Origin of the sequence: Gottfriedia luciferensis (assembly GCF_002156865.1) — a bacterium.
Taxonomy (GTDB): domain Bacteria; phylum Bacillota; class Bacilli; order Bacillales; family Bacillaceae_G; genus Gottfriedia; species Gottfriedia luciferensis.
Map to the genome: position 1 here is coordinate 173,245 of NZ_NCTA01000002.1, position 15,330 is coordinate 188,574.

Consider the following 15,330-nt stretch of genomic DNA (forward strand, 5'->3'; position numbering starts at 1 on the left):
TGTAATACAAACTATCATTATTTTTCCATGAAAATGTGTACAACTCTTTAAAAGTAGTTTAAGCCCTATGAACAATATAAAAACATTTATTAATGTGTTTAATATTGTCCATAGGGCATTTTTTTACTTATTATTTATTACCATATTGTTTCTCAAAATATTGTTTATATTCACCAGATATAATTGTTTCCCACCATTCTTTGTTATCTAAATACCATTGAACAGTTTGAGCAATACCTGTATCAAAATTATAAGTTGGCTTCCAACCTAGTTTTTCTAATTTACTTGGATCAATTGCATATCTCTTATCATGGCCTAAGCGATCTTGTACAAACTCAATTAAATCTTCTGATTTACCAAGAGCTGATATGATTGTCTTAACGACTTCTAAATTAGTACGTTCGTTATGTCCACCTACATTATAAACTTCACCATTTTCTCCTTCATGCATAACTAAATCAATTGCAGAGCAATGATCAAGAACATGTAACCAGTCACGAATATTTTCGCCAGTTCCGTAAACAGGTACTTTTTGGTCGTTTAAAACTCGCGAAATTGTTAATGGAATTAACTTCTCTGGGAAGTGATATGGTCCATAGTTATTAGAACAACGAGTAATATTCATAGGCAATTTAAACGTTTCATGATATGCACGAACTAATAAATCAGATGAAGCTTTACTTGCAGAATAAGGACTATTCGGTTGTAAAGGAGTATCTTCTGTAAAGAATGTTGTTGGATCAAAGTCTAGTTCACCGTATACTTCATCCGTTGATACATGTACAAATTTCTTTACATTAATTGCTTTTGAAGCATCTAATAAAACTTGAGTGCCTAAAACATTTGTTTTTACGAATATTTCAGGTTCAGTAATTGAGCGATCAACATGACTCTCCGCCGCAAAATGCACAACATAGTCAAACTTTTCTTTGTTAAATAACTCCATAATTTCATCACGATTTGAAATATCAACTTTTGCAAAATGATAGTTCTCGTTATTTTCGATATTTTTATGCTTCGTTAAATCACCTGCATATGTTAGAACATCTAAATTAAAAATATCATATGAAGGATACTTATTTACCATATATTGTACAAAGTTACCACCGATAAAACCGGCACCACCTGTAACAGCTACTTTCATTCTATTCACCTAATTCCACCTCTTGTTTTAATTGAACTAAATATCTAGCTAACGCATCTTCCCATGTAGGTAATGGTTTAAACCCATTCTCTACTAGTTTTTGTTTTGATAGTCTAGAGTTTTTTGGTCGAACTGCACGTGTTGGATATTCTTCTGTTGAGATCGATTGTACTAAAACATCTTTACCTGCTAGTTTGAATATTTCTTTTGCAAATTCTGCCCAACTAGTAAATCCTTCATTCGTCGCATGATATATACCATATTTATCAGTCTTAATCATTTCAACTATTAGTTTCGCTAAATCAAATGTATAGGTAGGTGAACCTACTTGGTCACCTACTACATTTAATTCATTTCTAGTTTCTGATAATCTCAGCATTGTTTTTATAAAGTTATTACCATTAATTCCGAACACCCATGAAATACGCACGATAAAATAATTGTCAATTAATGATTGAACAATTTTTTCACCTTCATATTTTGTAAGACCGTAATAACCGATTGGATTTGGTTGATCATCCTCGTTAAATGGTTGATCACCTTTCCCCTCAAACACATAATCAGTACTAATATAGACGAATTTTGCGTCGTGTTTTTTTGCCGCCTCAGCTAAATATTTTGTTCCCTCTACATTAACATTTCGACAATTCTCTTGATCATCCTCAGCTTTATCGACTGCAGTATATGCAGCACAATGTATGATTACATCGGGCTTAAATGAATCAACTAAAGAAATAACTGCTGCTTTATCAGTAATATCAAGTTCATTTCGAGTGATTCCTTTTACCTCAAGATTATGTAGTTCACATTCTCGAACGACATCATAACCTAACTGCCCAGCATAACCTGTTACTAAAATTTTCATTTTATTACTCCCCGTAAATAAAATTATTTTCAGCTTCCGCTAATAATGGTGCAGTTTCATCCTTTGCTGATAACACTGGCTTTATATCCATTGGCCACTCAACATTTATATCAGGGTCATTCCAATTGATTCCTCTATCACAATCAGGTGCATATAGCTCATCAACTTTATATTGTACTTCTACGTCATCTGTTAATGTCATAAAACCATGAGCAAATCCTTTAGGTACTAATAATTGCTTCTTATTTTCCGCACTTAATTCGATCCCAAACCATTTGCCATAAGTAGGACTACCTTTACGAATATCGACCGCTACATCAAAAATCGAACCAAGCGTGCATCGAACTAATTTCGTTTGTGCTTTTGGAGCTAATTGATAGTGTAATCCGCGTAAAGTACCTTTTGTTGCAGAAAAAGAGTGGTTATCTTGAACAAAGTTCAAATTTAGTCCAAATTCTTTCATTTTTGAATCACTATAAGTTTCCATAAACCAACCACGATGATCTCCAAAGACCGCTGGTTCAATAACGACAACACCTTCTAAAAATGTTTCAGTAATTTTCATTTTACAATGACACCTCGAAATGTTTTATTAATATTTAATCTCACCATTTGCCACTTTTACTAGGTATTTACCATAGTTTGTCTTGCTTAATAACTCACTTGATTCTAAAAGCTTTTCTTTTGTAATCCAGCCATTAATATATGCAATTTCTTCTGGAGCAGAGATTTTAATTCCTTGATGCTCTTCTACCGTTTTAACAAAGTTTGTAGCAGAAACTAAGCTCTCATGAGTTCCTGTATCTAACCATGTATAACCGCGACCTAAAAGTTCAACGTCTAATTCACCCATTTTTAAGTAAGCTTCATTTACTGTTGTAATCTCTAATTCTCCACGATGAGAAGGTTTTACATTTTTCGCGATTTCAACAACTCGATTATCATAAAAATACAATCCAGTAATTGCATAGTTTGATTTCGGTACAGCAGGTTTCTCTTCAACACTTAATACTTTACCAGTTTCATCAAACTCAACTACACCAAATCGTTCAGGATCTTGAACATGATAACCAAATACTGTAGCACCTTTTTCTTTACTTGCAGCATTTTTTAATATTTTTCGCATTCCGCTTCCGTAATAAATATTATCACCTAGAATCATAGCAACAGAATCATTTCCGATAAACTCTTCCCCAATGATAAATGCTTGCGCTAAACCATCTGGACTAGGCTGAACTTTATATTGTAAAGAAATTCCAAACTGAGAACCATCTCCTAATAATGCTTCAAAGCGAGGCAGATCTTCTGGAGTTGAAATAATTAAAATCTCTCTTATACCAGCTAACATTAAAGTAGCTAATGGATAATAAATCATCGGTTTATCATATACAGGTAATAGCTGTTTACTTGTAACCATTGTTAATGGATAAAGGCGTGTACCACTACCGCCAGCAAGAATAATACCTTTCATAGTAAAGTCCTCCTAAAACTTGTTTGCAAGTCAATTTTATATAAATTAAGTAATTAATAGGGTTATGTAAAAAATTCGATTTTACAAAATTTTATTATCACATAAACCATTGCATTATTCCACTAATATCATTATAAGTTTCTACCATTTTTAGATAAAATAATTGATAAAATAGAAAGTAAATTTAATTAAAACTTAAAAAAAGTAAAACGGCACATGCTAATTAACATGTGCCGTAACAATCTTATTATTTACCATCAGTTCCTACATCAGTTTTATTTTGTTCTAAGTTTAATTCTAGATGATTTCTTAATAATGTAGATAAATAATTTCTCTCTTCATCAGTTACGAAGAAATAATATATTCCATTCATTCTTTTGTTCTCACCGTCAATTTTTAATTCTTCAATCGATGATGATGCATCCTTATAATCCTGTTGAATCGATACCATGTCATTGAATCCTAAATTTGTCACAACATTTTTTTCAATTGCACTTAAAATAGTTTGATAATTAGTAAGCGAAGATACGGAAGCACCTTTTTTAATAACTGCTTCGATCACTTGACGCTGTCTCATTTGACGTCCAAAATCTCCACGAGTATCCTGCTTTCTCATACGTGAGTAAGTAAGTGCCTTTTTACCATTCAAATGAAGTGGTCCTTTACTAAAATGGATACCTTGATATGTAAAATCTAAATCGTTCACAACATCAACACCATTAACAGCATCTACTATATCTTTAAATCCTTCCATATTGACTTCTAAATAATAATCAATTGGTATATTTAAGAAATTTTCGATTGAATCAACCGTCATTTGTACGCCACCAAAAGCGTATGAATGATTTAATTTATCTTTCTTATTCTTCCCTACTATTTCGCCGTAAGTATCACGTGGAATACTCAACATTTTTGTTGTCTTTTTCTCAGGATTAACCGTTAATACAATCATTGAATCGGCACGGCCAACGTCACCTTTTCGATGATCTACCCCCATTAACAAGATTGAAAAGGGCTCCATTTTTTTTACACTAACGACTTCCTGGCGTTTTTTAGTTTTCTTAATTTCTTTGTGAATTTTTTCAGTTGTCTCGTTCACCTTATTCCAAATTGAATAAGCGTATACACCTACACCCGCTGTTAATACAACTAACGCAATTACAACACTTAAAAGTACTTTTTTCATTGTAGACATTTTTTTAGTTGAGTGTAACTCTTTTCTAGACAAGATCATTCTCCTTCAATAATCCATAAATTAATTTTCAAATATTATTAATAGTCAGAAACAACTCTCTTCCTATTTTACTTTATTTGACATATATCTGCATATTTTTATTTTTGAATTAAGAGATTTAATGACTATCTAGTAAAAAAGAAAACGATCAAACTTCTAAGTATGATCGTTTCCTTATTTATACACCTCTGCATTATTTTAATTCAAGATGTTGTCTTAATTCGTTTGAAATTTTTAATCGATCCGTATCAGCTACTTGGAAGTAGTAAATTTTATTTATCATTGTTCCTTTACCTGTCATTTGCATTTGATCAATTGTTGAAGTAGCGTCACGATAATTCTTTTGGATTGTAACCATTTCATTAAGTGAAATATTCGTTTTAATATTTTTTGAAATTGCCATTAATAAATCATTATATTTTGTTAATGAAGAAATCGAAGTTCCTTTTTTCAACACAGCCTCGATCACTTGTCGTTGTCTTTGTTGGCGACCAAAATCTCCACGAGGATCTTGTTTTCTCATTCTTGTATATTTCAAGGCTAAATCACCATTCAAATGTAACGGTCCCTTTTTAAAATGTGTACCTTCATAAGTAAAATCTAAATCATTTACAACATCTACTCCATTTACAGCATCAACAATATCATGGAAACCTTCCATATTGACCTCTACAAAGTAATCGATTGGAACATTTAAAAACTTCTCTACCGTATTAACTGACATTTGAATTCCACCAAATGCATAAGCATGATTGATTTTATCTAGCTTACCTTTCCCTACTATTTCCGTACGTGTATCACGAGGAATACTTACCATTTTAGTTGAACCTTGTGCTGGATTAACTGTCATTAATATCAGTGAATCCGATCTTCCAACATCACCTGGGCGATGATCAACACCTAACAAAAGTATTGAAAAAGGTTGTTTCTTGTTTATATCCGTCTCACCTTGACGCAAACTACTTTTATTAATATCCTTGTGAATCGATTCTGTAGCCTTGTTTATGTTTGAATAGATTGAATATGCATAAACGCCTATTCCTAATATAATTACTCCAATAATAATTGAAAGAGTAATGATTATTTTTTTTGTTTTTGACATTATTTGTGCTCCTCTATAATTGAATCAAAATGGAATAGTTTGAGAAAATTAATTTCTTTATTAGTTTTTACTATTTATTCAAATAAATACAGCCATTTAGTGCTCATATTTTTAGAAAAAACCATAAAAAAACACAGGCTTTTCATTTAGAGTGTCCTGTGCTCAAATATAAAAGTTTACTATCTTTTTTTCAAACTTATCCTTTTGGAAAGTAAAAATCTCCTGCCTTTAAACCTCTTTTTATATTTGACGGTTTATCGGAAAAATTCCCAGAAACGACTATTAAATCTTTACTTGTAAATGGTTTTCCACTGTAGTTTATATATACTGAACATGGAGCGTTAGTAATTGCATTACTTCCATAATAATGTGCTCTTGATCCTAATAAAAACAAACTATTATCATTTATTTTCATTCTTACTGGATTATATCCTACCTCAATTCCATGCTTAGTAGTAACCGAAATATTATTATTATTAATATTAGCCGAACATGATGAATAGGTTGATCCAGTATCTGTTGTTTCAACAAAAATTCCGCTTGAAGGAATACGTTGACCACACCATCCTATATTATTATCTTTAATTGTTAATATTCGGAAATCCTCAATTCTTATCGCCTCAGTGCCAGCCTCAAATAAATTATTATCCGAAATAATAACAAAATTTGATTGTTTAATAAAAATATTGTTTCTCTTATCAGGGCTTTTCCCAGAAGCTGTGCCATGAAAAAAGAAGTTTCCTTTTAATATTAATCCATCTTGCCCTTCAAAATGGACATTGTCTATCCCTCCAACATCTCCATAAAAGTAGTTATCACTAACATTCCAATCTCCATGTTGGAAATAATTCCAATTAGATAATTTTTTATCCCATGGGAACATATTGGTTTTTACAGCATATTGAGTTTTTTGAATAGTACATCCTTTAATTCTAATTCTTGCAGTTTGTTGCCACTTATATTCTACTAATGTAGGGTTTCCTAAAATACCTATTTGATAATTACTTATAAAACAATTTTGTATTGTGACATCTCTAGTGTTTTGAATTGTAATTGCTGCACCTTTATATCCTGATTCACGTTCAAATTTTACACCATCAAATACGGTAAATAACTCTTTAATATTAAAAGCAATTGGGTTAAGTATGTCCGTTGATTGTATTAATACTCTTCCCCTTAATATCCCCCCACCTATAACCTTTATATGTTTAGAATATATTTTTACTTGATTAAACAAAAATGCTCCGTTTGGAATTTCAAGTGTAGCTCCATTTGAAGGGAAATTTTTAGCAATGTAATCAATTGCACTTTGTATAGTTTCTGTATTATCTTTTGCAAGTATTGTATAGTTAGCATCCTCATACCACTTGCCATTTGAAACATTATAATAGTTTGCATTTCCTTTAGCACCGAATGCTTCTATATTTATACTACTATTTTTTAACAAATCTATATTAAAAGAATTATCACTAATGTATTTATCAATAATATCAAAGTTTTCAACAATTTCGTTTCGATTAAAAGGGTCAGACCCCACCCATTTGTGTAATTCTAAATTTGTAGTTTTATGTGAGCTCATATTCTTGCACCTCTAAGATCCTGATATTTTCAAAATTATATCTGGGATATACTAATTTTGATGGTTATAACTTTATAAGTTATATCGGAATTATCGGAGGGCTGATTAACCTTATCATCTAACTTAATTATATTTACTAGATATTTAGAAAAGTAAACTAAATAAATAAAATTATTTATTACTCAACTTACTAATATAACTTACTAATTTGAGACACACATATTTTTATATCAAATTCACTAGATCTAATTTTCGCATTTATTATGATTTCATCCATATTTAATTTCGAGTCAATAATATCCTTAACATTTTCATATAATGCGTTAATATCTCCAGGCTTATATTTTAATCCATTTTTCTTATGTTCTACTATTTCATTGAGTCCACCCACATTTGTAACGATAAGTGGATTCCCAAAATTCATTGCCTCAATTGCTACTCTACCAAAAGCTTCATTTCGTGAACTAACGATTTCTATATCAGCATCACTTCTAAGCAAATCTATATCGTTAGTGTAATCAATAAATTCTATTATTTCTTCTAAATTATTTAATGCTATTAAATTTAAAAGATAATCATAATATTCCTTTTTTCTGCCTCCAACTAATTTAATACGAAAATTCGGAAATCCTTCTTGTTTTAATTTCTTGGCTAACAATATTAGATCTTCTTGTCCCTTTATCTCATAAATTGTACCGAAACAATATATATTAATTGGATTTTGTTTAATATTCTTTTTATTAATTGAAGTAGTTAATGGAATTCCATTATATATTCTTCTAAATTTATTTTTTTGTTCCTTACTAAGCTCTCCGAATAACTTTTGATATACTTCTTGGAAATTAGCTTTCAACGAATCCGCTACAAATATTATTTGATCAGCATTATCAACTATGCTCAGAATATACTTTTTTTGTTTTATACCTTTAATTCCAAACATTGCTCCAATGTCTTCTCTAACATGCCAAATATGTTTTAGATCTAATTCCTTTGCTAGGTCTGCACCGAACTTTATAACACTAGAATTACTATGGACTAAATTGATATTATTATCTTTAATCTTCTTTTTTATTTTCATTAGCTCTTTATTTCTAATTAATGAAAAGAATAGTTTTCTTATTAAATTCTGTTTAATCTCTATGTTATCCAAAAAGTAATAGGCTTCATAAAATGGAATATTTCTTTTAATTAATTCTTGTTTTAAAGTTCCTGCATTTAATATTTTTCTATAATCCTTTGTAAATAACGTACGTAAACCTAAAGTTTTAGGTATTAAAACATATGGTTGAACATTCATCGGAAGGTGGTCTAATAAATTTAATAATGAATGTGTAGCTCCACCTTTCGTATTCTCATGAGCAACATATAATACTTTTTTCATACAAATCCCTCAGTTCAAATTATTAACAGCTATAAAATTTAAACTTTATTCTGCTACTTTATCCGTTTTTGCCATGCTTAAGTAATAGCTAAAACATATCAATGAGAGCATAGCTATAATGTAATGATCTCTAAAAGGCTGTGTCGCATACGAAACAAATAAGACTGACAAAAATATTATTAAATAAATCGTTATCTTGTTTCTTCTCCCTTTAATACTGATTAAATTCACAAAATAGACTGTGTAAATATTCACTAATACTACTAAGTAAATCCATCCTCCAAGGATCATAACAAGTGATGAACTATTTATCCCTAAATGTACATGAATAGATTGATGAAGGAGATCTACATTATTTAAACCTATGCCCATCCCAGAAGCGTTGTAATAATGAAATGCGAGGTAATTTAAATAAGCTCTTTCATTATTTTTATTAGGGTATAATCCTGATTTAGAGAAAAAATCATTAATTAAATTAAAAGTATTATTAAATTCCGGTCCAAATTTATCCTTAAAAATAAATAGACATACTAAAATAGCAATTAGAAAAATGACAATACGGAAAACTCGGTTAATATTTTTAAAAGATAATCCTGAACTTAAAAATCTAAAATAAAAAAATAACCCTACAAAAAAGGTAAAAGTTAAGAAAATCATCTTATTATCATTAAATAAGGAAAATGAAAATGCTATAATTACTTCTAAAATTATTATGATTAAAATTTTTAATGACTTTCGTTCTAAATAGAAAAAAAGATTTAATAAAATTGTTGCAATCCAGAAAAAATTTAAAACACTTACACCATTCATTCCAATTAGCCCTGTCATATGGTCAAAAGCATTTGGGTTATAAATTAAAAAACGTTCCATCATAAACGTTCCAGTTTTAATTTGAATTAGGATAATGGCTGCGTTAATAAAAAAGTATAGATTCATAAAGATCGTTAATTTGTAGGTTAAGCGAGTCAGGACTTCATGTTCATAACTTCTTTTTAAATAAATTAGAAAGCTTATCAATGTTAATGGCATTAGCTGCATTAATAAATTTCCAATTAAAATATCTCCAAAACCAAACTTTACTATATTTAAAGAAACTACTAAAAGCAGAAGAAAAAATGAAATAAATTTGATTACATCGAATCTAAACCCTAAATATATTGTTCTAATTAAGATCAATGTCATTAGTATAAAATCGATATAATACCACTCTATATAAAATACTCTTCTATACCTCAAAAAAAAGAGAAAAAATAACAAGAATAAAGTTGTAGCCAGATCTACTTTTGTCAGCTTTTTCATAAATTGCCTCTATAATTCCTGTTGAATTTTTTTACAAATATTTTTAACTTTTTTATCAAAATAGAGAAATTTCCTCACATTTATAGGATACCACCAGTTTTTTTTATATAACTTTTTCTTATTTATTGAAATAAGTTTAGCCTTTTCGCTTTTAAATGAAGTGCTGCCATAATGAAAAATAAATGTATCATCGGCTAAAATGTTTTTATAACCTTTTTTTATAACTCTACACGAAAAGTCATTTTCTTCGCCATATCCCATTCCAAATGTAGCAGCATCAAAGAATCCTACTTCATCTAGAACCGACCTCTTAATATACATAGCATGTCCTACTGCAGTAGGAATAGTAGGATATATTTTTTCTGAAATTTTTTCTACAAGTTGTGAGAATCCTTCAATTGTGTATCCTTCTGGAAGAATATTATCTTGATTAAAAAATGGAACCGATGCAATAGTACCGTTATTAGTTAAAGCAGTAACGGTAGCAACCTTTTTATTTGAGTAAGCAGCATTATATAGTTTATCTATCCAAAAATTCGTAACTACTGTATCGGAATTTAATAAAATGACATCATTTTGAGACTGTTTCATACCTTTATTTACAGTTTTAACAAATCCTAGATTTGTTTCATTATCTACTATTGTTACACGATCATCAGAAATATTATTTAATAAGTATGAGATACGTTCATCCGGCGTTTTATCGTTAATAATAATAAACTGATGCTCCTGTTTATTACTACAGTTTAACAATGATTCAATACATTTTTGTGTTTCATCGTACCCATTATAAACTGGTATAATTACATCAATCATTTTATACCCCCAATGCAAATTTCATTTTCTTATTTTTTCTTATTTATACACATCAGTCATAATATCTTGAGCATGGTTCTCTATCATCTTCACATTATAATCTCTTGTAATATTCAAATGTTTTTCCAATAAGACTTCTTTGTTTAAGCTTTTTAGTAGTTTATATAGTTCACTTGAAGAATTAGAATCAACCGTCCAACCGAATTTTTCAAGAACTAAATCTTTGCTTCCAACATTTTCAGAAATTATAACAGGTGTTCCAAAACTTAATCCTTCTAATGCTACAAAGCCAAATGTTTCCTTCCACACACTTGGAACAACTAACACATCCAAGTTAGTAAAAATATCTTCTAATTGATCACTTCTAAAAGATCCATGTGTGAACACACTTTCCATTGGCTCTAAATTTGCACTATCGCCAAAAAGATGTAGTTCAAACTGATCACTGGCTAACAATTTAAAGGCTTCTAGCAAAATAAAAAAACCTTTATGTTCTTTATAAGGTCCAAGATAACCAATTCGAATTTTACTATAGTTAGATTTTTCTACATTGGCTTTCATGATCCCACTGTGAGTAATATTAACAACTTTACCCTCTATTTCTGGTAGATATTCTTTGTATACTTGCATCGTTACGACACTATTAAAATGAAAATAATCTATTTTCATTAAAATATCTAAATAATACTTTCTCAGAGTAACGTATTCTTCCGAGCGATTTTCATTAAAGTTATTTGATTCTAATTCTTTTCGCGTTGAGAGCTTACTAGGTTTCTTTGGTGGTATTAATTTTTTTAGTTTCTTTATTGTTGGATAGAAAGGTGTTTGTGTTAGTAATAACGCTTTTGTCCCCATAGCATGTAAAGAACAATCTGCACAACCTTTACCATTTTTATAATTGTTACAATTAGTACTTTCATGCTCTTTATATAAATTAATCGTAGGGCAAATACCAAAGTAATCATGTGTAGTATAAACAAGTTTTATCCCTAATGCTTTAGCAGATTCAAAAAATTCAGAGTGCAGTCCCATCAAAGTATGAATATGAATAACATTAGGTTTTACTTCAGTTAGAAAATCTAGATAAACTTTTTTCGGTACCCGCTTCATGAAGTCAATTGGTTCTTTTATTCCTCTAAATAACGGTAAAGGTAATGAATTTATAATTTGAAAATGACTGATATGATCATTTCTTTTTCTAATCTGGGAAATTCTAGTATGTGTGTTTAAAAAATCAATCTTTCCAGGAAATAGATGAATTACTTCATCATTTTTTGACTGTTCTTTCATTAGATCAATAGCATACTTAGTTAAACCTCCACTCCTAACTGGAGGAAGTCCTAATGTATAATGTAGTATCCTCATTTAGAATCAGATCCTAAGAATATATTTTCATACTTGTCTACAATTTTATCCCATGAATAGTTTTCTTTAATTCGATTCTTTGCTAACTTTTCCTTAATTTCTAATTCATTTAATGTTAGTTCATCTGCCAATTCGATAACTTTTGATAGTTCATTCTGTTTCTTACCGAAATATAATGCTGCGTCCCCGCCAACCTCTTTATTAAACTGGACATCTAGCAATAAATTTAAAGAAGTCGTTGCTAATGATTCGAGTAAAGAAGGGTTTGTGCCTCCAACCTCATGACCATGTAAATAAGCAAATGCATTAGTTCGTACCTGATATAATAAATCTTCATCATATATAGTACCGACAAATTTTATCCTATTATCGCTATCAAAATTTGTTTTATTCTTTAAATCATCGTAAAATCGATTCTTTTCTACATTTGTTACAATTACTAATTGCTTCGAAGATTTAGAACTCATAAATTCTCTAATCATTAGTTCATAATTATTTTCTGGAACAAAACGTCCCACAATTAAATAATATTCACTTTCCCTTAAATTCCATTTATTCAACCATTCTTGAAACTTATTTCTATCAATTTTTAATGGTGCTTTTACTGTTGCACCATATGCTATAAAAGTAGTTTTAGGAAAGTAGATTTTATAATCATTCTTAATATAATCCTCGATAGCCATAGAATCACAAACTACTAAATCTGCATTTTTTATCATTAATCGTTCAGAGAATTTCCAATATTGACGAATAAATGCATTCCATTTAGCACGCTTCCATTCATGTCCATCGGGATTCAAAAATACAGGTACTCCTAATTTTTCAAATTTCTTTTTATAAAAACTTACGAACGGACCAATTCTACACGCTAATATATAGACAATTGATTCCTTTATATTATTTTTTTGTATATATTTATAAACATTATCTAAAGCTTTAATATCATAAAGAACTGCTTTTGCAGCTCCTACTTCAGGGACTTTAACATTAAAACATCGTGCTCCATTGTGTTCAAATTCCTCTTCATTATTTGATAAACAAGAAACATGATATTTAATCTTTTCACTTTTTTTATATTCCGTTAACTTTTCAACAAAAGTTTCAAAACCTCCATAATTAGAAGGGATTCCTTTGCTACCTATTATAAAAATATTTTTCATTTGTTTATCCTCTTCTGGTAATAGACTATTTTTAATTTTAATGGGCATTTTTACTACCAAATAATACAGCAATTGTCATTATTATAAGATTTATGTCATTTAATATATTTCGGTTTTTAATGTATTCAATGTCTAATTCAACCATTTCTGCAAAACCAACACTGTTTCTTGCCCTAACTTGCCATAATCCTGTACACCCTGGGGTAACCAACAATCTTTGCATATCATAGTCAGTATAATCTGCTACTTCTCTAGGAAGAGGTGGTCTTGGACCTACCAATGACATTTCACCTAGTAATACATTAAACAATTGCGGTAATTCATCTATCGAAGTTTTACGAATAAATTTACCTATTCTAGTTACTCTAGGATCATCTTTCATTTTAAACATAGCTCCAGATACTTCATTATATTTAAGCAATGTTTGAAGTCGTTCTTCCGCATCGGTAACCATCGAACGAAATTTGTACATTTTAAATTCTCGACCGTTTTTACCTACTCTTTTTTGACTAAAGAATACTGGCCCTTTAGGGTCTTCTATTTTAATTAATATTGCTACTACTAAAAAAACTGGTATTAATAGGATAAGGCCAATAAGTGTTCCACAAATATCAATTAATCGCTTAGCGATTATATAAAATAAACTGGTACTTATGTTTTCTTCAGATAAAAAAGGTTGAGTTTTAGATTTTTGATGTAAATTAATAGTTTCCAATTTCGTCACTCTTCCCTATTCTAGTTTTCTTATTTAATTACTTGTTTTAAATACTCCATTAATTCGTCTTTTAATTCTTTATTTTTCAATGCAAAATCAATTGTCGTTTTGATAAACCCAAATTTCTCTCCTACGTCATGGCGTATACCTTCAAAGTCATAAGCAAAGACACGTTGAATTTTATTTAGCTTTTGAATTGCATCTGTTAATTGAATCTCGCCGCCCGTACCAACTTGTTGCTCTTCTAAGAACATAAAAATTTCAGGTGTAAAAACGTATCTTCCCATAATTGCTAAGTTAGAAGGAGCTGTTCCAGGTGCTGGTTTTTCAACAAAATTCTTTACTTCATGTCTTCTACCATTTTGTACAATTGGATCAACAATTCCATATCGATGAGTTTCTTTATTCGGCACAGTTTGTACACCAATAACCGAAGAACCCACCTCTTCATATTGATCAATTAATTGTTTTAAACCAGGTGTCTCTGCCTCTACAATGTCGTCACCAAGTAATACTGCAAACGGTTCGTTTCCAATAAATTTTCTTGCACACCAAACAGCATGACCCAACCCAAGCGGTTCCTTTTGACGAATATAGTGAATATCAATTTTAGATGAAGCTTGTACTTCTTCTAGTAAAGAAAATTTTTCTTTTTCTAATAAATTTTGTTCTAGCTCGATTGAATTATCGAAATGATCTTCTATAGCACGCTTACCCTTGCCTGTTACAATAATAATATCTTCAATACCAGATTGGATTGCTTCTTCAACAATGTATTGTATTGTTGGTTTATCTACAATTGGAAGCATTTCTTTCGGCATTGCTTTTGTTACTGGTAAGAATCTAGTTCCTAGACCAGCTGCAGGAATAATGGCTTTTTTTACTTTCTTCAAGTTGTTCACTCCCCAGTTGTAAAATTTCAAAAATTTCTATGTCTATAGTCATAAGAAATTAACTATACAAATAGAAATTTTTAAAATTGATTAAATAATAGGGCATCTAACCCCACCTCACACCATACTCTTGACGACATGCGTCTAAGCAAAGGATTAACAATAGCAATACAAAATAAATTATTTAGTCCTGTATATGTTTCTTTTGGAATGGATCTAATCTACTTATTATAAGAATGTTATTGTTTAAACCCTTTACCACAGTACAGCCGAGTACCTCCATAGATAACGGCTAGGAGATATTAC

At 30.0% G+C, this 15,330-nt stretch carries 14 protein-coding genes; all 14 read right to left on the reverse strand.

Annotation, left to right across the window (positions count from 1 at the left end):
• Window positions 1-130: 130 nt before the first annotated feature.
• Window positions 131-1,144 carry a dTDP-glucose 4,6-dehydratase gene (gene rfbB, locus B7R67_RS03065; RefSeq protein ID WP_407920371.1) on the reverse strand — a complete coding sequence of 338 codons (1,014 nt, stop codon included), beginning with the start codon at window positions 1,142-1,144 and terminating at the stop codon, window positions 131-133.
• Window position 1,145: 1 nt separating this feature from the next.
• Window positions 1,146-2,009, reverse strand: coding sequence for a dTDP-4-dehydrorhamnose reductase (gene rfbD, locus B7R67_RS03070; protein ID WP_088067445.1), 864 nt, complete (start codon window positions 2,007-2,009; stop codon window positions 1,146-1,148).
• Between the two features lie 4 nt (window positions 2,010-2,013).
• The gene (gene rfbC, locus B7R67_RS03075) at window positions 2,014-2,574 is read right to left on the reverse strand and encodes a dTDP-4-dehydrorhamnose 3,5-epimerase (protein WP_088067447.1); all 561 of its coding nucleotides are present in this window, start codon (window positions 2,572-2,574) and stop codon (window positions 2,014-2,016) included.
• Window positions 2,575-2,601: 27 nt separating this feature from the next.
• Entirely contained in the window at window positions 2,602-3,480 is an 879-nt protein-coding gene (gene rfbA / locus B7R67_RS03080; RefSeq protein ID WP_088067449.1) for a glucose-1-phosphate thymidylyltransferase RfbA, read from the reverse strand.
• 247 nt (window positions 3,481-3,727) lie between these two features.
• Complete coding sequence (gene tagU / locus B7R67_RS03085; protein ID WP_407920365.1) at window positions 3,728-4,714, reverse strand: polyisoprenyl-teichoic acid--peptidoglycan teichoic acid transferase TagU; 987 nt, start codon at window positions 4,712-4,714, stop codon at window positions 3,728-3,730.
• A gap of 193 nt (window positions 4,715-4,907) precedes the next feature.
• On the reverse strand, window positions 4,908-5,816 hold the full coding sequence (gene tagU / locus B7R67_RS03090; protein WP_088067451.1) for a polyisoprenyl-teichoic acid--peptidoglycan teichoic acid transferase TagU: 909 nt from the start codon (window positions 5,814-5,816) through the stop codon (window positions 4,908-4,910).
• Window positions 5,817-6,012: 196 nt separating this feature from the next.
• A complete protein-coding gene (locus B7R67_RS03095) occupies window positions 6,013-7,395 on the reverse strand; it encodes a hypothetical protein (protein ID WP_088067453.1) in 1,383 nt (460 codons plus the stop codon).
• Between the two features lie 190 nt (window positions 7,396-7,585).
• Window positions 7,586-8,776 carry a glycosyltransferase family 4 protein gene (locus tag B7R67_RS03100; protein ID WP_088067455.1) on the reverse strand — a complete coding sequence of 397 codons (1,191 nt, stop codon included), beginning with the start codon at window positions 8,774-8,776 and terminating at the stop codon, window positions 7,586-7,588.
• 45 nt (window positions 8,777-8,821) lie between these two features.
• Complete coding sequence (locus tag B7R67_RS03105; protein WP_142289512.1) at window positions 8,822-9,814, reverse strand: hypothetical protein; 993 nt, start codon at window positions 9,812-9,814, stop codon at window positions 8,822-8,824.
• 270 nt (window positions 9,815-10,084) lie between these two features.
• Window positions 10,085-10,891 (reverse strand): glycosyltransferase family 2 protein, encoded by an 807-nt coding sequence (locus tag B7R67_RS03110; RefSeq protein ID WP_088067458.1) that lies wholly within the window; start codon window positions 10,889-10,891, stop codon window positions 10,085-10,087.
• 39 nt (window positions 10,892-10,930) lie between these two features.
• Entirely contained in the window at window positions 10,931-12,256 is a 1,326-nt protein-coding gene (locus B7R67_RS03115) for a glycosyltransferase (RefSeq protein ID WP_088067460.1), read from the reverse strand.
• Window positions 12,253-13,416: a beta 1-4 rhamnosyltransferase Cps2T gene (gene cps2T, locus B7R67_RS03120; RefSeq protein WP_088067632.1), complete on the reverse strand. Its 1,164-nt coding sequence runs from the start codon at window positions 13,414-13,416 to the stop codon at window positions 12,253-12,255. Before cps2T ends, B7R67_RS03115 begins: the two co-directional genes overlap by 4 nt.
• Before the next feature lie 37 nt (window positions 13,417-13,453).
• Window positions 13,454-14,071, reverse strand: coding sequence for a sugar transferase (locus B7R67_RS03125; RefSeq protein ID WP_407920372.1), 618 nt, complete (start codon window positions 14,069-14,071; stop codon window positions 13,454-13,456).
• An 89-nt stretch (window positions 14,072-14,160) separates the two neighbouring features.
• Window positions 14,161-15,024 carry a UTP--glucose-1-phosphate uridylyltransferase GalU gene (gene galU / locus B7R67_RS03130; protein ID WP_088067464.1) on the reverse strand — a complete coding sequence of 288 codons (864 nt, stop codon included), beginning with the start codon at window positions 15,022-15,024 and terminating at the stop codon, window positions 14,161-14,163.
• Window positions 15,025-15,330 lie beyond the last annotated feature (306 nt).

Coding starts and splice junctions, on each gene's coding strand:
- rfbB (WP_407920371.1), bottom strand. CDS start 1,144: ATGAAAGTAGCTGTTACAGGTGGTGCCGGTTTTATCGGTGGTAACTTT.
- rfbD (WP_088067445.1), bottom strand. CDS start 2,009: ATGAAAATTTTAGTAACAGGTTATGCTGGGCAGTTAGGTTATGATGTC.
- rfbC (WP_088067447.1), bottom strand. CDS start 2,574: ATGAAAATTACTGAAACATTTTTAGAAGGTGTTGTCGTTATTGAACCA.
- rfbA (WP_088067449.1), bottom strand. CDS start 3,480: ATGAAAGGTATTATTCTTGCTGGCGGTAGTGGTACACGCCTTTATCCA.
- tagU (WP_407920365.1), bottom strand. CDS start 4,714: ATGATCTTGTCTAGAAAAGAGTTACACTCAACTAAAAAAATGTCTACA.
- tagU (WP_088067451.1), bottom strand. CDS start 5,816: ATGTCAAAAACAAAAAAAATAATCATTACTCTTTCAATTATTATTGGA.
- B7R67_RS03095 (WP_088067453.1), bottom strand. CDS start 7,395: ATGAGCTCACATAAAACTACAAATTTAGAATTACACAAATGGGTGGGG.
- B7R67_RS03100 (WP_088067455.1), bottom strand. CDS start 8,776: ATGAAAAAAGTATTATATGTTGCTCATGAGAATACGAAAGGTGGAGCT.
- B7R67_RS03105 (WP_142289512.1), bottom strand. CDS start 9,814: ATGCAGCTAATGCCATTAACATTGATAAGCTTTCTAATTTATTTAAAA.
- B7R67_RS03110 (WP_088067458.1), bottom strand. CDS start 10,891: ATGATTGATGTAATTATACCAGTTTATAATGGGTACGATGAAACACAA.
- B7R67_RS03115 (WP_088067460.1), bottom strand. CDS start 12,256: ATGAGGATACTACATTATACATTAGGACTTCCTCCAGTTAGGAGTGGA.
- cps2T (WP_088067632.1), bottom strand. CDS start 13,416: ATGAAAAATATTTTTATAATAGGTAGCAAAGGAATCCCTTCTAATTAT.